The organism is Streptomyces sp. NPDC048473, assembly GCF_043200155.1.
Lineage (GTDB): Bacteria > Actinomycetota > Actinomycetes > Streptomycetales > Streptomycetaceae > Streptomyces.
Genome location: NZ_JBICXE010000073.1, coordinates 1 through 20,627, shown reverse-complemented (window position 1 = coordinate 20,627; position 20,627 = coordinate 1). Strand labels below are relative to the sequence as shown.

Annotated in this window: 18 protein-coding genes and 4 pseudogenes; 16 read left to right on the top strand and 6 right to left on the bottom strand. The window is 66.2% G+C overall.

Annotated features, from left to right (window positions below; genetic code table 11):
- Nucleotides 1–1,766: pseudogene (locus ACGFU7_RS44230) on the top strand (hypothetical protein); the annotation flags it as partial.
- A 59-nt stretch (nt 1,767–1,825) separates the two neighbouring features.
- On the opposite strand, the pseudogene ACGFU7_RS44225 reads toward ACGFU7_RS44230, so the two are convergent.
- A pseudogene (locus ACGFU7_RS44225) lies at nt 1,826–2,251 on the bottom strand (hypothetical protein); the annotation flags it as partial.
- Between the two features lie 112 nt (nt 2,252–2,363).
- Between ACGFU7_RS44225 and istA the strand changes: the two are divergent.
- The 3 genes and pseudogenes from istA to ACGFU7_RS44210 all read left to right on the top strand — a co-directional run bounded on the left by istA (nt 2,364) and on the right by ACGFU7_RS44210 (nt 6,413).
- A pseudogene (gene istA / locus ACGFU7_RS44220) lies at nt 2,364–3,892 on the top strand (IS21 family transposase).
- Nucleotides 3,892–4,683 (top strand): IS21-like element helper ATPase IstB, encoded by a 792-nt coding sequence (gene istB, locus ACGFU7_RS44215; protein ID WP_266795039.1) that lies wholly within the window; start codon nt 3,892–3,894, stop codon nt 4,681–4,683. The pseudogene istA and the gene istB overlap by 1 nt, the downstream one beginning before the upstream one ends.
- A gap of 161 nt (nt 4,684–4,844) precedes the next feature.
- On the top strand, nt 4,845–6,413 hold the full coding sequence (locus ACGFU7_RS44210) for an ISL3 family transposase (RefSeq protein ID WP_393704100.1): 1,569 nt from the start codon (nt 4,845–4,847) through the stop codon (nt 6,411–6,413).
- A gap of 85 nt (nt 6,414–6,498) precedes the next feature.
- On the opposite strand, the gene ACGFU7_RS44205 is transcribed toward ACGFU7_RS44210, so the two are convergent.
- Entirely contained in the window at nt 6,499–6,957 is a 459-nt protein-coding gene (locus ACGFU7_RS44205) for a hypothetical protein (RefSeq protein ID WP_393704099.1), read from the bottom strand.
- Between the two features lie 284 nt (nt 6,958–7,241).
- On the opposite strand from ACGFU7_RS44205, the gene ACGFU7_RS44200 reads away from it, so the two are divergent.
- The 11 genes from ACGFU7_RS44200 (at nt 7,242) to ACGFU7_RS44150 (ending at nt 16,428) form a co-directional block, all read left to right on the top strand.
- On the top strand, nt 7,242–8,204 hold the full coding sequence (locus tag ACGFU7_RS44200) for a 3-oxoacyl-[acyl-carrier-protein] synthase III C-terminal domain-containing protein (RefSeq protein WP_393704098.1): 963 nt from the start codon (nt 7,242–7,244) through the stop codon (nt 8,202–8,204).
- Nucleotides 8,204–9,139, top strand: a complete 936-nt coding sequence (locus ACGFU7_RS44195) for a diiron oxygenase (RefSeq protein ID WP_393704097.1) — start codon at nt 8,204–8,206, stop codon at nt 9,137–9,139. The genes ACGFU7_RS44200 and ACGFU7_RS44195 overlap by 1 nt, the downstream gene beginning before the upstream one ends.
- Entirely contained in the window at nt 9,129–9,398 is a 270-nt protein-coding gene (locus ACGFU7_RS44190; protein WP_393704096.1) for a hypothetical protein, read from the top strand. The genes ACGFU7_RS44195 and ACGFU7_RS44190 overlap by 11 nt, the downstream gene beginning before the upstream one ends.
- Before the next feature lie 44 nt (nt 9,399–9,442).
- Nucleotides 9,443–10,318, top strand: coding sequence for a hypothetical protein (locus tag ACGFU7_RS44185; RefSeq protein ID WP_393704095.1), 876 nt, complete (start codon nt 9,443–9,445; stop codon nt 10,316–10,318).
- Nucleotides 10,315–11,439, top strand: coding sequence for an SDR family oxidoreductase (locus tag ACGFU7_RS44180; RefSeq protein ID WP_393704093.1), 1,125 nt, complete (start codon nt 10,315–10,317; stop codon nt 11,437–11,439). The genes ACGFU7_RS44185 and ACGFU7_RS44180 overlap by 4 nt, the downstream gene beginning before the upstream one ends.
- 16 nt (nt 11,440–11,455) lie before the next feature.
- Nucleotides 11,456–12,019 carry a ferritin-like domain-containing protein gene (locus ACGFU7_RS44175; protein ID WP_393704092.1) on the top strand — a complete coding sequence of 188 codons (564 nt, stop codon included), beginning with the start codon at nt 11,456–11,458 and terminating at the stop codon, nt 12,017–12,019.
- Nucleotides 12,016–12,678, top strand: coding sequence for a 4'-phosphopantetheinyl transferase family protein (locus ACGFU7_RS44170; protein ID WP_393704090.1), 663 nt, complete (start codon nt 12,016–12,018; stop codon nt 12,676–12,678). Before ACGFU7_RS44175 ends, ACGFU7_RS44170 begins: the two co-directional genes overlap by 4 nt.
- The gene (locus tag ACGFU7_RS44165; protein ID WP_393704088.1) at nt 12,671–12,922 is read left to right on the top strand and encodes an acyl carrier protein; all 252 of its coding nucleotides are present in this window, start codon (nt 12,671–12,673) and stop codon (nt 12,920–12,922) included. Before ACGFU7_RS44170 ends, ACGFU7_RS44165 begins: the two co-directional genes overlap by 8 nt.
- Nucleotides 12,923–12,969: 47 nt before the next feature.
- Nucleotides 12,970–13,581, top strand: a complete 612-nt coding sequence (locus ACGFU7_RS44160; protein ID WP_393704087.1) for a methyltransferase family protein — start codon at nt 12,970–12,972, stop codon at nt 13,579–13,581.
- Nucleotides 13,578–14,420, top strand: a complete 843-nt coding sequence (locus tag ACGFU7_RS44155; RefSeq protein ID WP_393704086.1) for an SDR family NAD(P)-dependent oxidoreductase — start codon at nt 13,578–13,580, stop codon at nt 14,418–14,420. Before ACGFU7_RS44160 ends, ACGFU7_RS44155 begins: the two co-directional genes overlap by 4 nt.
- A 277-nt stretch (nt 14,421–14,697) precedes the next feature.
- Nucleotides 14,698–16,428: a fatty acyl-AMP ligase gene (locus ACGFU7_RS44150; protein ID WP_393704085.1), complete on the top strand. Its 1,731-nt coding sequence runs from the start codon at nt 14,698–14,700 to the stop codon at nt 16,426–16,428.
- 177 nt (nt 16,429–16,605) lie between these two features.
- Here ACGFU7_RS44150 and ACGFU7_RS44145 read toward each other — a convergent pair whose 3' ends face one another.
- Nucleotides 16,606–17,838 (bottom strand): IS4 family transposase, encoded by a 1,233-nt coding sequence (locus ACGFU7_RS44145; RefSeq protein ID WP_393704084.1) that lies wholly within the window; start codon nt 17,836–17,838, stop codon nt 16,606–16,608.
- Nucleotides 17,839–17,893: 55 nt separating this feature from the next.
- Between ACGFU7_RS44145 and ACGFU7_RS44140 the strand changes: the two genes are divergently transcribed.
- Nucleotides 17,894–18,316 carry a transposase gene (locus ACGFU7_RS44140; RefSeq protein ID WP_393704082.1) on the top strand — a complete coding sequence of 141 codons (423 nt, stop codon included), beginning with the start codon at nt 17,894–17,896 and terminating at the stop codon, nt 18,314–18,316.
- 37 nt (nt 18,317–18,353) lie between these two features.
- Here ACGFU7_RS44140 and ACGFU7_RS44135 read toward each other — a convergent pair whose 3' ends face one another.
- The 3 genes and pseudogenes from ACGFU7_RS44135 to ACGFU7_RS44125 all read right to left on the bottom strand — a co-directional run.
- Nucleotides 18,354–18,560, bottom strand: a complete 207-nt coding sequence (locus tag ACGFU7_RS44135) for a DUF4314 domain-containing protein (RefSeq protein WP_393704080.1) — start codon at nt 18,558–18,560, stop codon at nt 18,354–18,356.
- A gap of 47 nt (nt 18,561–18,607) precedes the next feature.
- Nucleotides 18,608–19,810, bottom strand: coding sequence for an IS110 family transposase (locus ACGFU7_RS44130; RefSeq protein WP_393704079.1), 1,203 nt, complete (start codon nt 19,808–19,810; stop codon nt 18,608–18,610).
- A 414-nt stretch (nt 19,811–20,224) separates the two neighbouring features.
- Nucleotides 20,225–20,320 (bottom strand): annotated as a pseudogene (locus tag ACGFU7_RS44125) (carbohydrate ABC transporter permease); the annotation flags it as partial.
- Between the last annotated feature and the right edge of the window lie 307 nt (nt 20,321–20,627).

Here is a 20,627-nt window from a genome sequence, read left to right as displayed (position 1 = left end):
CAAAATGGAAAGAGGAGCTCGGCCAGAAAAGGAAAGTAACGTTCAAGGGTAGAGTTTTTCCGATCGGCGGAATCCTGTACAGCATCCGGAGCGGCAAGCGGCTAGTGTCGCCTGACTTCCTGAAGCAACTGAAAGATGAAGGCATCGAAAAACTGGATAAAGCAAAAACCGAAAAAAAACCCAAGGAATCATGGAAGGACGAAGAATTCCTGGCCGCCCTCCTCCAGTACAAGAAAGAAAATCCAAAATGGAAAGAGGAGCTCGGCCAGAAAAGGAAAGTAACGTTCAAGGGTAGAGTTTTTCCGATCGGCGGAATCCTGTACAGCATCCGGAGCGGCGAGCGGAAAGTTTTGGTTGAAGTTCTGAAAAAACTGAAAGATGAAGGCATCGAAAAACTGGATAAAGCAAAAACAAAAACCCGCCAGAATGAATGGTCGTTCGAAGATTTTGTGCCCGCCCTCCTTCAGTACAAGAAAGAAACTGAATGGAAAGGCGGTGACCTTGATGCGAGCACGACAGTACCGTTCGAGGGTAGAGATTTTCCGATCGGCGCGATCCTGAACCTTATCCGGAGCGGCGATGGGATATTTTCGGGTGGCATCCGGGAACAATTGGAGAGCGCAGGCGTCAGCCTGGAGAAGGTGGAGCGGGGGGGTGGCAAGAGTGCGGCGGTGGGGGCCGGAGATTCTGGCCGGCCGGGGAAAAGGCGGCGTGGGGAGGCCGACGCGGCGGTGCTACCGTCCGATCAGCCGCCGACTGCCAAACCCGGCCGGCCGGGGAAAAGGCGGCGGCGTGAGCAGGCCGACGCGGTGCGAACGCCCGCTCAGTCCCCGACTGATGTCCCGTTGCCGGGTGAGGATCCGGACCCGGCCGGGGTGCCGGATACGGGGGGGACCACGGATACGGCCGGTGGTCTGGATCCGGGCAGTGGTCTGGACCTGGGTGTGGCCGGTGGTCTGGACACCGGGGTGCCGGAGGGTCTGGACCTGACCGGTGGTGGTCTGGCCCCGGCCGGGATTCCGGGCTGGGACGGCGGCTCCTGGGACCTCGGCGGGCTTCCGGGACTGGATCCGGCCGGTGATGGTTTGGACCTGACCGGGGTGCCGAAGGATCTCTGGGACTGGATTCTGGCGTGGGACGGTTCCATGCCGGGGGCGGCCGGTACGCTCACCGGCCCGCAGGCCCAGACGCTGCAGGAGCGCGGCCTCCGTGCGGTCGATGTCCCCCATGACGGTGACTGCTTCTTCCACGCGCTGCTGCGGTCCGGGGTCGATGGTGTCACCGCCGGGGATGTCCGCAGCGTTCTGGCCAGGGAACTCCGCGCTGACCTGCGCCGGTCGCCGCAGGTGCTGTGGCCGCAATTGGACGCCCAGGGGCAGAGTGGGGCCGCCGCGGACGAGTTCCGCTCCCTCGACGGTATGCCTCCCCAGGAAATCGACGCCTACCTGGCCGTGATGGGCGGCGTCTCCGCCTACCGGAACGAAATCCAGGCCCGGGTCACCGAAAACTGGTCCAACAGGGACCGCGAAGGGATCATCGCTTCCCTGGAAACACCCGGTGTCTACGACGACGCGTCCGGCGACATCGCCCCTCTGGCGGCCGCCTGGATCTACAACGCCCGCATCAACGTGATCACCCCCGAAGGCGCCCTGTACACCATCGGCCCCCACGACGCCCCCCGTGAGATCACCCTAATCCGACAGGACCGGAGTTCCGGCATCCCCCACGACCACTGGCTCGCCACCGAGAAGACATCCGCACCCTGAACATTCCCGACATGATCCCGTGGTCCGGACCCAGTGGGCATCGGCTTTGGGCGGGCGGCATGGCCCTGCCGTGTCAGCTCCCCGGCCAGAGACCGCAGCGACTTGGTCGTCCACCGCAGCGACTTGGTCGTCCACCGCAGCGGCGACATCGGATCGCCCCGCTCATCCGGCTCGACCAGCGCCAGCAACGCCGGAACGAGCAGCCGGTCAAGCTTCTCGGCGCTCTTGCGACCGCCGCCGCCCCGGCGGACCCGGCCATCGGGCAGTGGGTCCTCACCGCCCTCCAACTCGAAGACGCCCTTCCGCACCGTCGTCTCGCTCACCCCTGCGGCACGCGCGACGGCCCGGACCCCGCCGTGCCCCAGCAGCCGGGCGGGCCTTGACCCCGGACCTTCACCACCAGGGCCGAGGCGAACCTGGCGCTCTTCGAGTACATCGACGGCTTCTACAACTTGACTCTGTCGGGGTGACCGTGGCCTCGACATACTCCCCATAGGCGGCCATTTGCGCCCCCAGTGACGGCCAGAGTTTTCCCCGCGGATGGCCAGATATCTCCCCGCTCGCCCCAGACGTACCCGGTCGGCGAAGCTCGAGCGGGTGAAGAACAGCAGGGAGATCATGGAAATCCTTGAGGCGTACGACCTCACGGGCAGTTACCGCGCGGCGGCCGAGCTCGCCGGGTGCGACCACCACACGGTGGCCCGATATGTGAAGATGCGGGCCGCCGGACAGCACCCCGACACCCGCCGGCACCGCGACCGGCCATCGACGTATTCCTGCCGAAGATCGAGGAACTGGTGGTCCGCTCCAACGGGCGGATCCGTGCGGACGTGGTCCACAAAAGGATCACCGCGATGGGCTTCACGGGCGGGGAACGCACCACCCGCCGCACGGTCGCCGAGGCAAAATCCCAGTTCAGGGCCGGTCAGCGCCGTGTTTACCGGCCGTGGATCACCGAGCCGGGGCTGTGGCTGCAATGGGACTGGGGCGAGGGCCCGCAGATCGGCGGACGACGCACGTCGCTGTGGTGCGCGTGGGTGGCCTGGTCGCGTTTCCGCGTGGTGATCCCGGTCTGGGACAAGACGCTGCCGACGATCACCGCGTGTCTCGACGCGACACTGCGGCGGATCGGCGGGGTCCCGGCCTACGCGCTGACCGACAACGAGAAGACGGTCACCACCGACCACATCGCCGGGATCGCGGTCCGCAACCCCGAGATCGTCGAGGTCGCCCGCCACTACGGCATGACGATACGTACCTGTCTGCCGGCGGACCCCGAAACCAAGGGCGGATCGGAGGCGACCGTCCGCATCGCCAAGGCCGACCTGGTCCCCAAGGACGTCAACCTCCTCGAGGAATACCGCAACTTCGCCGCCCTGGAGTCGGCCTGCCGCACCTTCTGCGAGGAGGTCAACAGCCGGGTCCACCGCGAGACCAGGCGTCGCCCGGTCGAGATGCTCGCCGAGGAACGCCAGCGATTGCACCCGTTGCCCAAGCAGCCCTTCACCGTCGCGTTCGGCACCACCCGGCGGGTCTGCTGGGACTCCACCATCTCGGTCGAAGCCGTGCGCTACTCGGTTCCGCACGAGCTGATCGACACCCGGGTCTGGGCCCGTTTCCGCGGCGACGAGCTGATCGTCACCGCGGTCGACGCCGGCGACGGCCATGCCCGCGAGGTGGCCCGCCACCTGCGCGGATCGGCCGGCACCCCGGTCCTGGACGACACGCACTACCCGCCGCGCGAGAACAAGGAAGGCGACCGCGTCCCGAAGGCGACAAGTGCCGAGGAGGCCGCGTTCTTGATGCTCGGCCCCGGCGCCGCCTCCTGGCTGGTCGAGGCCGCCACCGCGGGCACCCGCAAGGTCAAGGCGAAGATGGCCGAGGCCGTCGCCTTCTCCAAGCTCTACTCCACCGCCGAGGTCGACCGGGCGCTTGGCACCGCCGCGGTCACCGGCCGGTTCGCCGAGAAGGATCTGATCTCCATCCTCGACTACCAGGTCGGCCGCGACAGCGTCGAGGTCACCCGCGCCAGCGAAACCCACAGCCTGCAGCCCGGCACCTCCGCCTGGTCCCGCTTCGGCACCACCACCCCGCTCGAGATCGACGACGAAGGCGACACGCTCTGATGGCCACCCCTCTCCGCACCGTTTCCGGCTCCAGCGGCGACCAGCTCGCCGAGGCTATCGAGCTGACCAAGCGCCTCAAACTCCCGCACATCCGCAAGGCGTTGACCGATGTGATTCCCACCGCGAAGGCCCAGCGGTGGGACCCCGCGGAAGTCGTACGTGTCCTGCTTTCCGAAGAGGCCGCCGGCCGCGACCGCGCGAACCTCCACACCCGTCGCAAGCGGGCCGGCTTCCCCGCCGGAAAGACGTTCGGCGACTGGGACGAGCAGGCATCCTCCATACCCCGAGCCACCCAGGACTCCATCAAGACCCTCGAATGGGTCCAACGCAGGGAAAATCTCTGCGTAGTCGGGCCCTCGGGGACCGGGAAGAGCCACTGGTGCGAGGCCCTTGGGCAGGCCGCCGTCGAGGCCGGGATGGCCGTCGCCTGGTTCTCCATCGAAGACCTCGGCGCCCTCGTCCGCCGCCACCGGGCCGACGACTCCATCGCCAAGGCCCTGACCCGGGTGATCCGCTCCGACCTGATCATCGTCGACGACATCGGCCTGCTGCCCGTCAGCCCCGACGCCGCCGAGGGCTTCTACCGCCTGGTCGATGCCGCCTACGAACGACGCGCGCTTGCCGTCAGCAGCAACCTCCACCCATCAGGATTCGACGAGATCATGCCGAAGACCCTGGCCACCGCGACCGTCGACCGGCTCATGCACCACGCTCACATCGTGGTCACCCAGGGTGACAGTTTCCGGCTCACCCAGGCCACCTCCGGACAGGGAGTCAAGCCCTTCAGCTGATCACACACTCACCACGGCGGGGAATTATCTGGCCGCCGTTGGGGAGATCTCGCAGGCCGCCAGTGGGGCGAAACCCTGGCCGCCTACGGGGAGCGCTTCGGCTCTGTCGCGGGTTCCGTGATTTTCGAGATGTTGATCTTCCTGGCTCGTGATCATGCCGGATGACCGTCGCTGATCTTGTTGCTGTGCTGTTCCCGCACTTCGGCCGCCTGCACGTCGAGTTCGTCTGGGCCACCGGCCGTACAGTCCGCATCCAGGCGCGAGGCAGGGAGCCTGTGGCGGAGTGTCCGGGCTGCGGGACATTGTCGGCGCGGGTGCACAGCCGATATGAGCGAAGGCCCTCGGACACCGCGATCTCGAACCAGCAGACCGTGCTCCACCTGCGGGTTCGCCGGTTCTTCTGCGACGCCGCCGACTGCGGCAAGCGGACCTTCGCCGAGCAGATACCCGACCTGACATTCCAGTACGGACGCTGCACCATGCTGCTACGCACGATCCGCGAGGCGATCGCCCTCGCGCTCGGCGGCCGGGCCGGCGCCCGGCTCACTGAGCTGCAGGCCATCGGCCTGGGCAAGGACGCCCTGCTGCGACTGATCCGCGCCCTGCCCGACCCCGAAGTCCACACCGTCCGGGCTCTCGGCGTCGACGACTTCGCGCTCAAGAAGGGCAACCACTACGGAACGATCTTGATCGACATGGAGAGCAGACGCCCCGTCGATGTCCTGCCCGAACGCTCCGCCGATGCACTGGCCGCCTGGCTCACCGACCACCCTGGCACAGAGATCATCTGCCGTGACCGGGCGCGCTGTTACGCCGAGGGCGCCGACCGCGGAGCTGGCACCGCCACTCAGATCGCGGATCGCTTCCACCTCTGGCAGAACATCGGCGACGCCACCGAACGCCTGGTCAAACGACTCCGCTCGCAGTGGACCCCGCCACCGCCCGAGAGGGAAGTGGCCAGACTGCCGGAGAAGCCCGAGGGCGTGCGCGCCCAGCAGTCCCGCGAGCGACATGCAGCCGTACACGCGCTGATGGACAGGGGGGTCAATCACACCGGCATCGTCGCCGAGCTCCGCCTGGACCCCAAGACCGTCCGCAAGTTCATGCGCGCGGCAACCCCGGAGGAGTTGATCAGCGGCAGCCCGGCCGGCCGGCGAAGCATCCTGGACGACCACGCCGCCTACCTGATCGCCCGCTTCACCGAGGGCTGCACCAGTTCCGACCGACTCCACCACGAACTCATCGAGCGCGGCCTGGCCGTCAGCGAACGCACGGTCCGGCGCTTCGTCCACGACCTCAAGAAGAACAACCAGCCCGCCAGCCGACCTCCGGTCCCCAAGGCCCGCGAGGTCACCACCGTCGTCCTCACCCACCCCGACAACCGCACCGAGGATGACCGTGTCACCCTCAAGGAACTCCGTGACCGCTGCCCCGACCTCGATGCCGCCTGCGACATCGTCGCCGGGTTCGCCGACATGCTCGTCCACCTCCGCGGTCAGGAGAAGCTCGATCAGTGGACCACGGACACAGAAGCCAGCACACTTCCTGAACTGCGAGGATTCGCCACCGGTCTGCGCAAGGACTGGGACGCCGTCATGGCCGGCCTCAGCCTGCACTGGAACTCCGGCCCGGTCGAAGGACACGTCAACCGGGTCAAGATGCTCAAGCGGCAGATGTACGGCCGGGCCAAGCCTGACCTCCTCCGCAAGCGCGTCCTCCTCTGCCAATGAAGATCAACATCTCGAAAATCACGGAACCCGCGACAGAGCCAGCGCTTCAAGGCCATTGACATCGGGGATCTTGGAGGTGCCGAGGTCAGCTGCCCAGGGTTCGCCAGGACTTCAGCCGGGGTATCTCGCGCTGGTCGAGGTAGTTCTGGAAGGCAGTTGGTCGGCGGGGCGTGGGCGTTTCCTCCGGTGACAGCCCGCTGAGGCGCTCGATGTTGACGGCTATGGCCGTCAGGACGTGCTGGATGTGGGCTTTCCCGACGCGGAGTTGCAGGTCGCGGAGCTCTCGCGGGGGAAAGCCCACGGTGCGGGCGCTGTCGGCGGTGGTGGTGCACTGGGTGCGGGCCGGGCAGGGGCGGCACTGGCTCTTGGTGAACCTGGCCACGATCAGCGGGGCCGCAGTGGGCGAGGAGGTCGGGTAGGGGCCGTGCCAGCCCGCGCTGACCTGGCCCTGGGGGCAGGTGACCTGCTGCTGGTCGTAGTCGATGTGGAAGTCGTCCCGGGCGAAGCCCTGACCTTCTGACGCCCTGTAGTTGACACCATGCACCCTTGCCTACCTAACATGTAGGTAGGCATCATGGAAGTTCGAGGGCGAACGCTCCAGAAGCGTGTCGAATCCAAGGGACTAGGGCTCTTCCGCGCTCGCATTGATCAAATCGTCCCACATCCGACTGACCGTGATTTCAGGTTTTAATCCGACGGACGGATATTCCTTTCGTGTCATTTGGGGTTTAGGGTCATGATTTCGGTTACAAGTAAGTCTGCCCACAGCAACGTCAAGGAGATCCATACCGTCGGTGCGCGGGATGCGCCGGTGGGGAAGTCGTTCCGGTGAGCGATGTCTCCGTCACCGATATTTCCTATTCTCTGGGTGTCGAGAGATACGCACTGGAGGAATCCTCGGCTGCGGGCAGGCTGCAGTCCGGTGCGTCGGACCTCGTTGCGGCCGGATTCCGTTGGCACTATCTGTGCGGACCGAAAGAGAGTGCGTACGACCTGGCGAAGGACGCGGTACGCGAACTTCCGATGGAAACGGGAGTGGATGCCATCGTGTACAGCACCTGTCTGCCGCAGAACGGCAATGTAGGCGACTCCGACGCATGGGAAGCCACCAAAGATGTCAAGCATCTGATGGATTTCCCGGCCAGCCGCCTGCAGGCCGACTTCAACCTCGGTTCCCCCGCGGTCTTCGGCCTGAACCAGCAGGGGTGTACGGGAATGCTTGGCTCCCTGCGGTTGGCCTGGGCGTTGCTGGCGGCCGAGCCCGGCTGGCAGCGGGTGCTGTGCCTGTCCGCCGACCGGTTTCCGGACGGCGCGCTGTACGAGCAGTCCTACAACCTCATCTCCGACGGCGCCGCCGCGTGCGTCGTCACCTCACAGGCTCAGCCCGGTGGGCTGCGCCTGGTCACCGCCCATCAAATCACCAATGGCGGTCTGCACGCCGCCAGCAACGACGAGACCGTGGGCACGTTCTTCTCCTACGTTCCGCGGTTGGTCCGCGAGACGCTGGAGCGCGCCGGCCTTACCGCGGACGAGATTGCTTGGGTCGTCCCTCAGAACACCAACCGCCTCGCCTGGAAAATCGCGGCGCGCATGCTCCGCATCGATCAGGACCGGGTTTGGCAGAGCACGCTTCCGGATATCGGCCACGCGATCTCGGCTGACAATGTCATCAATCTTAAGGCGCTTCTCGGCTCCGGTCGTGTCACCCCCGGTCAGTACATCCTGTTGGTGATGGCCGGGCACGGCCTGAACTGGCAGGCCGTGATCCTCAAGGCTGAGGAAGGCCCTTGATGACAACAGACGATTCCGCTGCGGTCGCCGACCGGTCTGCCGAGGAGGGCGCCCGACTGCGGGAGGCGATCGCCGCCATGTCGGGGACGGTCGAGCGACTGACCGAACTGTCCAGGTCCAAGTATCAGAACCCTTATGCGGCGCTCGTCTGGCCGGACTCGGTGCGCCCCGAGGAAGACTGGTTTTTCTCGCGTGAATTGACCTCTTTGTATGGCACCGATCACGGACCGGAGGCGGAAGGCCCGGCGGCCAAGCGCCTGGCGTTCCAGGAGGCCGCGAATTTCTTCAGTCTGAACATTCATGGCGAGAAGGCGTTGATGGAGGGACTGGCGGCCCGCCTGTACCGAAGCGACCTGGTGGACATTTCGGACTATCTTCATCATTTCCTGGATGAGGAGAACAAACACAGCGTCTATTTCGGCGGATTCTGTCAGCGTTACGCCAAGATTTACCGCAGCAGGCATGTCCCTTTCGCCGGAGACGAAGACCGCTCGGTGGCGGACTTCCTGTTTTTTGCCAAGGCGCTCTTGTTTGAGGAGCATGCCGATCAGTACAACGTTGTGCAGGGCAAGGACGTCAGGCTGCACGAGCTGGCCAGGTTCATCAACCAGGCGCATCACGCGGACGAGACCCGGCATCTCGTGTTCAATCGGGCGATTGTCCAAGCCTTGTGGGAGACGCGCGCGCCAGGCTGGGACGACGCAACGCGCGAGGACGTACGGGCCCGGCTCGGCCAGTTCTTCGTCACTACCTGGCGCGAGTACTACAACCCCGATGTTTACGCGGACTGCGGGCTGGACGACCCGTGGCAGACCGCCGAGGACGCGTGGGCCGCACCGGCTCAGCGTGCGCACCGCCGTGCGTTCTCGACGAGGTGCCTGCGCTTCTTCCAGTCCACCGGGATTCTTGAGGAGGAGCCGGCTGATGTCTTCTGAAGCTGAGGAACTTAGGGCCTGGGTGACGGCGAAAGCCCGTGATCTGCCGCCCGGCGGCTTAACCGACGACCTGCCACTACTGCAGGGACGCCACCTGACGTCCCTGCACCTGCCCGAATTGATTCTGCTGCTGGAGCGCCTCCGGCGGCGCCCGATCGACGTCGAACAGTTGGGCGCGGATGATTTCCGGGATGTGGCCACCATTTGCGCCAGATTCCTGGGCATGGGCTCCAGCCCGCAGACGAGTCTGGCGCCATGAGCGGCGCGCCGGCGTCCGCAGGGACGCAAGATGCACGGATCGCAGTGGCGGACCTGCGTGGGGCTGGTTTGCGCTGGGACGCCCGTGGACACTCCACGCTCTCCGGGCCGCTGCTCGAACTGGCGGCCGAGTTAGACGACGCCTTCCTTTCGATCGCGTCCCGGTGGACGGCCCAGCAGGAAGAGCATCCCGCGCTCCTCGCGGCCGGGGACCTGGAACCCGTTGAGTACCTAAAATCCTTCCCTCACCTGGCGTCCTTCGCGGTGTGCCTGTCACCGGAAGAGGATAACCTGCAGGAGTTCGTCGCCGCCCAGCCGGTCGGCGCCGCAGGGGTGGTGCGGCTCGCCCGGCTGGCGCCAGCGATGGAGGTACTCACCCCGGCCGCCTGCTACCACGTCTACGTACACCACCGGGGCGAGGTACTGTCCGCCCCTCGGTATGTCACCACCAGGAACACGTGCTTCCGCCGTGAGGCGTTCTATGAACCACTGCGACGCCAGTGGAGTTTCCGGATGCGGGAGATCGTCTGTATCGGCGTCCGCGACGAGGTGGCGGAGTTCCTCGCCACCGTGCGTGCCACGGCGGACCGGTTGATGGGCGAACTGGATCTGCCGATCCGTTGGGAAGCCGCGACAGATCCCTTCTTCAATCCCGCGGCTAACCCCCGGTATCTGGCCCAGCGGCTCCAGCCGACCAAACACGAGGCTGTCTACGGTGATCTGGCGCTCGCCTCGGTCAACTTGCACGAGGACCACTTCGGAACCGCGTATGCCATCAGCCGCGCCGAGCGAGCCGCGACCACCGGGTGTATCGCCTTTGGTATCGACAGGTGGCTGTACGCCCTGACCAACCGCTGGGGAACGGACCCCGCCGACTGGCCGGACGTACGCGCCGCCGCAGAAAGGTGCGGTGTCTTGTGATAGCGCGCGTACTGATCACCGGAGCCGACGGCTACCTCGGGCGGCGCGCGGCGGCGGAGTTCCTCGCCACCACCGATGACCGGCTGGTCCTGACCGTCCGTGCCGCCGACCGGCAGGAACTGGCTGCCAAAGGTGTCTCGCTACGCACCGAACTCGGCGAAGTAGCCGACCGTCGGATCGAGATCGTCCCGGCCGACCTCACCCGGGAGGCGCCGCTCGCAGGCGTCGCGGGTGAGGTGACCGGCATCGTGCACGCGGCAGCCCGTACCGCGTTCGACGTGAGCCGGTCGCAGGCTCAGGCGATTAACGTCGACGGTACGCTGCGCGTGGCTCGCTTCGCCGCTGACTGCCCGCGCCTTGAACGATTCCTGCTGCTGTCCACACTGGTGAGCGCGGGACTGCGGACCGGCCCGGTGGCGGAGACGCTGCTGGACGATGACGTCGCCTACGCGAACCATTACGAATGGTCCAAAGCCGAAGCCGAACGACGACTCACCGCTGGGTTCCCCGATCTGCCGGTCTCGATCGCCAGGCTGTCCACCATCATCGCCGACGACGAATCTGGCCGGGCCACTCAGCACAACGCCTTCCACAACACGTTGAAGCTGTTCTTCTACGGAATGATGACCCTGATGCCCGGCCGGCCGGACACCCGGCTCTACCTGGCGACAGCGGATTTCACCAGCCGGGGCATCCTCCACCTGGTGCGGCCCGGAACGCCCACTGGTGTGTACCACCTCGCGCCCGCCCCCAGCGAGGCGGTCTCCCTGGGCGAGGTCATGGACACGGCCTTCGATGTCTTCGAGACCGATCCCGCCTTCATCCGCAGGCGATTGCTCCGGCCGGAGTTCTGTGATGTGGACAGCTTCCGTGACCTCGTGTCCGCGGCCCAGAGCCTCAGCGCGAGCCCCATGGCGGCCGCGCTGCGCTCGGTAGCGCCTTACGCGGAGCAGATGTTCCACCCCAAGCAGTTCGACCAGACCCGCATAAGGAGTTCCTGGGAAGACGGCCCCGCCTCCACTGGCGGCCTCCCACTCGTCGCGGCCACCTGCGCGTGGCTGGTGAACACCCGCTGGGGACGCCGCGAGCCCGGGATCGTACAAGTCGACGTGTCCGCGTGAACGGAGTGTGTCCGCAGTGTCCCTGAACGACAACGACCGCTGGCTGCTGAGTTATTACCGCAGCTCCGAGATCAACGCCGCGCTGTTCTTTGGACGTGTCTCCCGGATGGTCCGGCCGGGCCAACTCCAGGCCGAGGTGACCCACCACTTCGCGGACGAGGCCAACCACGCCAAGTACTGGACCGAATGCATCAACGACCTCGATACCCACCCGATCAAGCTCCGGGAGTCCTATCAGGACCAGTACCTGGAGGCCGTCGGCACACCGAGCAACCTCATGGAGGTCATGGCGATCACCCAGGTGCTGGAGAAGCGGGTGATCGGCCAGTACCGCCAGCAGTTGCGGGTGCCGGACCTCCACCCCCGGGTGAAGCAGACACTCGAGCAGATCATGCTCGATGAGCGCTGGCACATCCAGTACGTCCGCGAGGCGTTGGAGAGTATGGAGGAACGTTACGGCGCTGAGCACATCGAGGCCACCCTCCAGAGGTTCACCGAGGCCGACCAGGACGTATACGCCAAAACGCTGGCCGAGTATGGAGAACGGGTCGCCTTCCTGGCCGAACGGGAACCACGGTGACGACGAGTGCGACCGTGGGCCCGCCGGCGTTCCCGGTCAACCAGATCAGGTTCCAGCTGGCAGTGGCTGACACCCCGCTTTCCGTCGCGGACCTCACCGACGGCGAAGCCCGGCAGGTGGCCGCGCTGCCTGGCGAACCGCGGCGCCGGATGTGGCTCACCAGCCGGCGGGCACTGCGCCGTGCTCTGGCCCGGGCTGCGTTACCCGCGGACACCTCTGCCTACGCGTTCCCCAACCGGCGGGTCTCGGTGTCGTACGCCGGTGGGCTCGCCGTCGCCATGGCCCTGAGCGGCGACGCCGATCCGGTCAGGGGTGTCGGGGTGGACATCGAACTGCGCAAACCGTCTCCGCTGGAGACGGCCCGCCTCTTCCTCACCTCGCGGGAACGCGAGCGACTGCTGGCGTTGCCGATCGCCGCGCGGCCGGGGGCGCTGCTGCGGCAGTGGACGGTCAAGGAAGCACTGTACAAGGCCAACCCAGCCAACGCGGGCACGCACCTGAGGGCGTACGCCCTGGACAATCCGGCGGCGCGAAATGGCACCGCCCGTCTGACCGGCGCCCCCCAGCTCGAATTTCGCTATCGCACCCTGGAACTACCCCACGGCTACCTCAGCGTGGCGCTGACCCTGTCCCGGAATGGAGCGCCCGCCCATGGCTGACCACGACTTCACCGAGCTGGCCACAAATATCGCCTCCCTCATCTCGCTTCCGGTCGGGGAGATCACCCCCGACATCCGGATCAAGGATCTGGCGCTCGATAGCATGACCACGGTCGAACTGGTCGTAGATCTCCAGGAGGAATACGACGTGGTGCTCGCCAGGGATGACTTCTACGACCTGCGCACGCTGGGCGACCTTGCCGAACTCATCTGGTCACGTCTTTCTGATCGCGCCGCTGGATGAACCCGGCAGACGCGCTTCGACCCGCCGCCCTGATGAAAGGTATCTCCATGGATGACCCGGTCCTGCTGCTCGTCATTCTTGACTTCATCTTCATTGCCTCCCTGGCGAAGATCTTCTTCCGGAATGACGGCGTGATGAATGCCCGATGGTGGTCAGTTTCCCTGCCCGTCGGTGTGATCCCGATTTTCCTGACAGTCTCCCGGATTTTCGGATTCCCATCCCTGGTGCCGGATGGCTGGCTCCCGGCGACCCAACTGGTGGCTGGCGTCTACATCGCCGCGTCCATCGCCCTGATCGGCATGACCATAGGAACCCACCGCGTGCCCATAGCACTGTGGCATCAGACCAACGACGCACCCCGGTATGTGGTGACCTGGGGTGCCTACCGCCTGATACGGCACCCTTTCTACACCGGGTATCTGCTTGCCTTCGCCGGTGCCTTCGCCTGTTTCCCGCATGCGGTGACACTCGTGCTGTTCCTGTACGAGGCCGTGATACTCAACGCGGTGGCCGCGAAGGAGGAACGCACATTGTGCGCCTCCGCATTCGGCGCCGAATACCACGAGTACCTTACCCGGACCAACCGCTTTGTTCCGCTGCGGACGCCCAGGCCCCTGGGCGCTGTGTCGTCCCCGACCGATCGGGAATTCTTTTCATGACGACGCCCCAGGCTGTGCTGATCACCGGATGCTCCTCGGGCGTGGGGGAGGCAACCGCGTGGCGCTTTCTGCGGGCCGGACAGCCCGTCTACGCGACCGCCAGGGACGCGGATTCCCTGGCTGAGCTGGCCGCCGCTGGCGCGGTGACGCTGCGCTTGGACGTCACGGACGAGGCGAGCATGGCCGAGGTCGTCAAACGGGTCGAGTCCGAACACGGCGCGGTCGGGATCCTGGTGAACAACGCGGCATACGGCATTCAGGGCGCTGTGGAGGCCACCGGACTGGATGACGCCCGTCGGCAGTTCGAGACCAACTTTTTCGGACTGGTGGGCCTCTCCCAGCTCACACTGCCCGGAATGCGGTCTCGCCGTACGGGACGGATCATCAATGTCGCGTCCATGGGCGGGCACTTCTCCCTGCCCGGAGCGGGATTCCTGCACGCGTCGAAGTACGCGGTCGAGGCGATCTCCGACGCGCTCAGGCTGGAGCTGCGCGGATTTGGAATCCGGGTGGTCATCGTCGAACCCGGGCCGATCCGTACCCCTTTCCCGTCGAAGATCAACGCAACTATTCCCCGGGCGTCCGGCGGTCCGTACGACGCCTTTCACGCAGCAGTCGAGTCGCGAGTGAACGCGGCGTACGAGCAGCGGGCGCTGAGTATGGCGCTGAGCCCGGAGAAGGTGGCACGAGTGATCGAGCGGGCCGCGAAAAGCAATCGACCCCGCGCGCGATATCCCGTGGGAGTAATGGCGCGCGGGCTGATAGCGCTGAGCCGTTATCTGCCCGATTTCGCGCTTGACGCGGTGACCCGTTCTCAGTTCCCCGATCCCCGGCCGTGAATGGTGCCGGACACAGCTGATCACAGTCGGTTGTACCGGAGTTTCGAGCCTTGGGGTCCCAGGTCTCCGGGAAATGGCCACAAGACCTGAAGGAACGTTATTCGATGGGGCCATGATTACCGTCCGTGTCGGGACAGTTCGTCATGCATTATCAATGTAGGTCGCACATCCATTAGTGCCAACCTGATGTTGTCGAAGAATATCAAAACCTTTCCAGCACGGCATTTCTGGAGATCTGCGTCCAGGGTCTGCTAGGTTTTTTGGAGGAAGAGGAGAAATGAGTCGGTTCGTCGATGCCTTGCTGGCAACCGCCGCACGATCCCCGCGAGGCATGGTGACCGGTGAGCCGAAGGAACCGCGTCGGCAGAGCTGGGCGGAGATACACCGGCAGGCGCGGCGAGTCGCCGTGGCGCTCATCGCTGAGGGGGTTGGGCCCGGCACGGCGGTCGCCGTGCTCGCCGCGGAGCCGGTGTTGATCGCACCCGCCGTGCAGGCCGTCTGGCTGGCCGGCGGCAGTGTCACCATGCTGCATCAACCCACCCCGCGCACCGACCTGGCCGAGTGGAGCCGGGACACTGTCCGGGCGCTGGAGATGATCGGCTCCGGGCTGGTCCTGCTCGGCCCCTCCTTCACACGGGTCGTGGCGGTCCTGTCCGACCAGGGCATCGCCCACCGGCTGCTGACCGACCTAGTCGAGCCGGACGGCTCCGGGTTCACCGGCACGGCACTGTCCGGCCGCGGCCCGGCGGCGGTGCCTTCTTCGGCGGGAGAAGCGGCGCCTGTTCCGGGCGGAGTAGCGCTGCCGTTTCCTGCAGGTGAGGACACCACCGCCCTGCTCCAGTTGACCAGCGGATCGACGGGCGCCCCCAGAGCGGTACAGATCACACACGGCAACCTGATCTCCAACATCACGGCGATGGCTGAGAGGATGGGGTACTACCCCGAGGAGGACGTGCTGGCCTCCTGGTTGCCGCTGTTCCACGACATGGGCATGATCGGCTTTCTCGCCCTACCAATGGCCCTGGGCATCGAACTGGTCAAGGTCACTCCGCGCGACTTCCTCAGCGCGCCACTGCTCTGGCCCGCACTGATCAGCACGTACGGGGTGACCGGGACCGCCGCGCCGAACTTCGCCTACGCCTTGGTCGCCAGATTCATGGACAAGGTGGTCAATCCCGGCACCTTCGACCTCTCCACCCTGCGGGTCGCGGTAAGCGGAGGAGAACCCATCGACGCGGAAGCCATACGGGCCTTCACCTCAGCGGGCGCGCGGTTCGGGATGCCCCGCGAATGCATAGTCCCCGCCTACGGCCTGGCGGAGGCCACCCTCACGGTGTCCGCCACGCCTCTGGCCACCGACCTGGCAGTGGACGTGGTGGATGCCGGGCGCCTGACAACGGACGGCGTAGCCGTCCCCGCCGAACCAGAGGCCGTGAGTAGCACGTTCTGCCGGCTCGGCACTCCACTGCCCGGACTTGAGGTGTCCGTCGTAACCGCGGACGGCGCGCCTCTCGGCGACCGTGAGGTCGGCCACCTGCGGGTACGCGGCACCTCGGTCACCCCGGGTTACCTGGCGGAAAGCGGGCCGGTATCCGCCCAAGACGAGCACGGCTGGCTGAACACCGGGGACCTCGGCTACCTCGCCGACGGCGACGTGGTGGTCTGCGGGCGCGCCAAGGACGTCATCATCATGGGCGGCCGCAACATCTACCCCACGGACATCGAGCGAGCGGCCACCTCCGTCGACGGAGTACGCGCCGGCCACGCGGCCGCGATACGGCTGAACCCCGGCACCCGACGGGAGCGGTTCGCGGTCGCCGTGGAATCCCCCCGGGTCGGTGACGCGGAGAAAGTTGCCCTGCTGCGCAAGGAGATTACCGCGCGAGTAGTGGACCTGGTCGGCGTACGGCCGGCAGCCGTGCACGTCCTCAAACCTGGCAGTCTACCCAAGACGACTTCCGGAAAACTCCGCCGGGCAGCGGCGGCCGAACAGATCACGGCGCTTTGAGGCGCAATGCCGCTTAGCCTCAATACCGGTAACTTAGGGCGTTGTTGTCCGACTGGGGCGCGTGGGTGGTCTGCAACGTGGTGGGCTGCGCGTTTGAGGGGCCAGCTGGCGATTTTGCGTTTGATGACGCGGGGGTTGGACCGGCGGCGTCGTGGCGGCAGGAGGCGTTCGAGGAGTTCAGCGTGGGTGGCTTTGATGGCGCGGGTGAGTCTGCCGGGGGGAAAACGCCGCCTGGTCGGTGACCTGGCGGCGCACGACGCGCAGTGAGCGGGTGAAGGAGATCCGGTCGGGATCGTGATCGCCTTGTCGTGCGGCCTGGTGCATCAGGTGTCGGATGGCGTGGTGGACGAGCAGGAAGCCGTAGAGTTCCTGCTCGGCTCCGTCGGGGTGCTGTGAACGCAGCACCAGGCGTGGCCCACCGAGGTGGGTCTTGATTTCGTCGAGGGTGGACTCGAACTCCCATCGCTGGGCGTAGAGGGCGGCCAGTTCCGCGGCTGGGGCCTTGCCCGGGTCGAGGATCGTGGTGATGAGGCGATAGACACCCTCGTGGCCGGCGATGGTGTACTCCACCGCGCGTACCGGCACCCCGCGACGGGTGTGGTGAATGTCGCTCCGGTCGTAGATCTCGGTGAGGTAGGAGCCGTCCGGCAGTTGCTCGACCACGGGCAGCACCAGGTCTTTGCGGACTCGCCACAGCAGGTCCGCCCCAGTGGCGGCGGCTGTACGCCACAGGTCCACGCCGTAGAAGCCACGGTCGGCCAGCAGCATCATCCCCGGCCGCAGAGACACCAGGACCGCACGGGCCAGAGTCTGCTCTCCGGCGCACAGAGCACCGATCGCGGCGTCGAAGACGGCATGGGTGCCGCACTCCACCAGACCGACCATGCGCAACTGCGGGCAACCGACGTCCTGTTCACCCCGCCCGGAGCGAGGCGGACGGCCGAACACCTCCACGTTCGCCTTCGTGTCAGGCAGACCGAACGTGGTGCCGTCGATCGCGGTCAGCCGCCAGTTCCGGTAGAAAGCACCCTGAGTGTCCGGTGTGGCGACCGGACGGCACACCCGCGCGAACAGCAGCCGCAGCGGCGCCACACCCAACCGGGACCTGGCTTTCCAGATCGCAGCCGTACTCGGCACCGCCCACGACGCACGCCAACACCGCGCACCCCGCAAAACCGCTGTCAACAACCGCGCGACCTCCTCATAGCCCTGCCCCGAGAACAGGCACATCGCCAACACGAAGTAGACCACCAGCCGGGCCGGCAACAGCCGGTTCCGCTGCTGCACCCGGCCCGTCTCCGCCAACACCTCGTCCACAAGCCCCGGAGGAAAAGCCTGTGTCAACACCCCGACCGCGACCCGGTCCGACAGACGCTCACCAGATGACTTCAGCTGTCCCGCTCTTGGCATACCAACAACAACGACCGGAATGCCCCTAAGTTATCGGTATTGAGGTTAAGGCGAGATGCTCGCCCTGGTCCGCGAAGTCGCGCCCGAGCTTCTCGACCTGCTCGGCGTCGGGCCGATCACCGCGACCCAGATCCTGGTCAGCCGGTCCCATCCCGGCCGGTTCCGGTCCGAGGCCGCCTTCGCATCATTCGCCGGCGTCTCGCCGATACCCGCCTCCTCCGGGCTCACCAACCGGCACCGGCTCAACCGCAGCGGCGACCCACAGCTCAACCGAGCCCTGCACACCATCACGCTGATCCGGATGCGGCTCGACCCGACCGCGAAGGCGTACGTCGCGCGCAGAGTCACCGAGGGCAAGACCTCCCGCGACGCGCAACGCTGCCTCAAGCGAGCCATCTGCCGCCAACTCTTCAAGATTCTCGAACGCCCCGACCGAAACACCGCAACGAACTCCGAGAATCTTGCCCAAGCGGCTTGACGCGATATAGCAGCCTCGGGGAAGCCGCGGAGGGCTTTCAGATCTTCCGCACGGCATCGGCGTCGTCGGCAAGGACGAGCAGGCGGCGGAGCGCTGGAACGTCCCAGTCCACCTCGAGTTGCCGCAGTTGCGGATGGGGATTCCAGCGCCGCACAGTGCCAGTGACATCGTGCGGGAGAGGATCCTGGCCATCGGCGGACCGGACGATCACGATCCGGTCACCGGATGCGAAGTTGTTCTCCATGGGGAGTCCTTCCGGGTACGTGGGGGGGGGTGCCCCTATGGGTTTGGTCAAGCTGATGGGGCGGGTTGTGGGTCGTAGAAGGTGCCGTCGCGGAGCATCGCGAACAGCACGCTGATGCGATGGCGCGCGAGGCGGAGGAGAGCCTGGGTATGGGTCTTCCCACGGGCCCGGCATCGATCGTAGTAGGTGCGGGAGGCGGGATCGTGCAGGGCGGCGAAGGCCGAGAGGAACATGGCCCGTTTGAGCTGCCGGTTTCCGCCTCTGGGTGCATGTTCGCCGTGGATCGAGGTCCCCGACGACTTCGTCGTTGGGGCGAGCCCGGCGTAAGAGGCGAGGTGGGCGGCGCTGGGGAAACTGGTGCCGTCGCCGACGGTGACCAGCAGGACGGCGGCGGTCCTGACCGCGACCCCTGGCATCGAGGTCAGGACCGTGGAAAGAGGGTGTGCCTCCAGCAGGGCCCGGATCTGGGCTTCCAGAGCCCGGCGCTGGTCGTGGACGGCCGAGAGCGAGCGGGCCAGGGACGGCACCACGACATCCAGGGTGCCCGTCCCGGGCACCACGACGGTCTGTTCGTCGAGCGCGTCGAAGACCTCGTCGATCAACCGGGCGGCCATGCGCGGGGCCTTGGGCCGGATCACTTCAACGAGCCTGTGGCGACCGGCTTTCCGCAGCGCGGCCGGAGAGCCGTATCGCTTGAGGAGCCAGGTGACCGCCTGGTGGTCGTGGCGGGGGCCAAGGACACGTTCGAGGCTGGGGTGGAACTGGGTGAGCAGGCCGCGTATGCGATTGCTGGTGCGGGTGGCCTCGGCCGCGAGGTCCTGGTCGAAGCCGACGAGGACCGTGAGCTCGGCGGTGATCTCGTCGGTCAGCTCCAGCGAGCGCAGGGTGTGTGGCATGGTGCGGGCGGCGTCCGCGATCACCGCCGCATCCTTGGCGTCGGTCTTGGCCTCGCCCGGGTAGAGGTCGGCGATGCGCCGCGTCGCCAGGCCTGGCAGGTAGGCGACCTTGCAGCCGGCGTCCCGGGCGACCGTCAGGGGCAGGGATCCGATCGAGGCGGGCTGGTCCACGGTCACCAGCACGGTGCCGAACTTTGCGGCCAGCTTGTCGAACACGGCCCGCAGTTTCGGCTCGCTGTTGGGCAGTTGCTTGTCGAAGACCTTCTTGCCGGCCGAGGTCAACCCGTGGCCGTGGTGGGTGCTCTTACCGACGTCCAGGCCGAGGGAAACGCCCACGTCACCGATGTCGTTCAACCCATCCTCCCGAGCGGGGTTCGTGCGGTGCTGGCCAAGGCGTTGGCGCCGTACGCGCGCATCCACGTTATGCAGACCTGCCGCCCGCAAACGGCCGGGCATTGCACCCGGCCAGGCGGTAGTCGGACCCCTCATCAGCGTCTCCAACGGCGCCTCTCGGGCCCGGTGACACCACCCCCCAGGTCATTGCTCGACAGGGGGACACAGTCATGCCGGGCCCGGAGGCCAGCGGCCCTCTTGCAGGACCGCGAAGAAGATAACGGGGGGCACTGCCCGGCCGGGTACGGAGCCGGGCAGACACAGCAAAGAATAGTGTTCGGCTCCGAAAACCACACACTGTTTCCAGAAGCGCTTCGGCTGGTTAAACCGTTGGGCGCCGTGCTCGTGCCCGGCGCCCAACGGCCATCCGTACGGCTATTTGACCGATCCGGCCATCACGCCCTGTACGAAGTACCGCTGAAAGGCGAGGAAGACGATCAACGGCACGATCAGGGGAAGGAAGGTACCGGGACGGGAATCGCAGACACGGCGAGTCGGACCGATTCGTCAAGCGTTTCAAGCTCAAGTACGCTGACCCGCCCTAGGGTTGGAAGCGGCAGCCGACCCGCCGCAGACAACCCAAGACCATCACGCTTCTACCCAGATTACTTTAGGAACTCAAGCAATGGCATTGACGGGCGCCTTCGCGGCAGAGGGCTATTGATTCGAACGGTTGTGATTCCGGGTCGTTGAGCTGGGTGTGAGTGATCTGGTGGGGGACGCGCGGCATCTGTCGCCGTCGGCGCAGGAGATTCTGCGGTTGCGGGCGGTGGCCGCG

Bases quoted from the DNA above. Each gene is read 5' to 3' on its own strand.
- istB (WP_266795039.1), top strand. From the start codon at position 3,892: ATGGCCACCCCTCTCCGCACCGTTTCCGGCTCCAGCGGCGACCAGCTC.
- ACGFU7_RS44210 (WP_393704100.1), top strand. From the start codon at position 4,845: ATGACCGTCGCTGATCTTGTTGCTGTGCTGTTCCCGCACTTCGGCCGC.
- ACGFU7_RS44195 (WP_393704097.1), top strand. From the start codon at position 8,204: ATGACAACAGACGATTCCGCTGCGGTCGCCGACCGGTCTGCCGAGGAG.
- ACGFU7_RS44190 (WP_393704096.1), top strand. From the start codon at position 9,129: ATGTCTTCTGAAGCTGAGGAACTTAGGGCCTGGGTGACGGCGAAAGCC.
- ACGFU7_RS44165 (WP_393704088.1), top strand. From the start codon at position 12,671: ATGGCTGACCACGACTTCACCGAGCTGGCCACAAATATCGCCTCCCTC.
- ACGFU7_RS44160 (WP_393704087.1), top strand. From the start codon at position 12,970: ATGGATGACCCGGTCCTGCTGCTCGTCATTCTTGACTTCATCTTCATT.
- ACGFU7_RS44155 (WP_393704086.1), top strand. From the start codon at position 13,578: ATGACGACGCCCCAGGCTGTGCTGATCACCGGATGCTCCTCGGGCGTG.
- ACGFU7_RS44150 (WP_393704085.1), top strand. From the start codon at position 14,698: ATGAGTCGGTTCGTCGATGCCTTGCTGGCAACCGCCGCACGATCCCCG.
- ACGFU7_RS44145 (WP_393704084.1), bottom strand. From the start codon at position 17,838: ATGCCAAGAGCGGGACAGCTGAAGTCATCTGGTGAGCGTCTGTCGGAC.
- ACGFU7_RS44140 (WP_393704082.1), top strand. From the start codon at position 17,894: ATGCTCGCCCTGGTCCGCGAAGTCGCGCCCGAGCTTCTCGACCTGCTC.
- ACGFU7_RS44135 (WP_393704080.1), bottom strand. From the start codon at position 18,560: ATGGAGAACAACTTCGCATCCGGTGACCGGATCGTGATCGTCCGGTCC.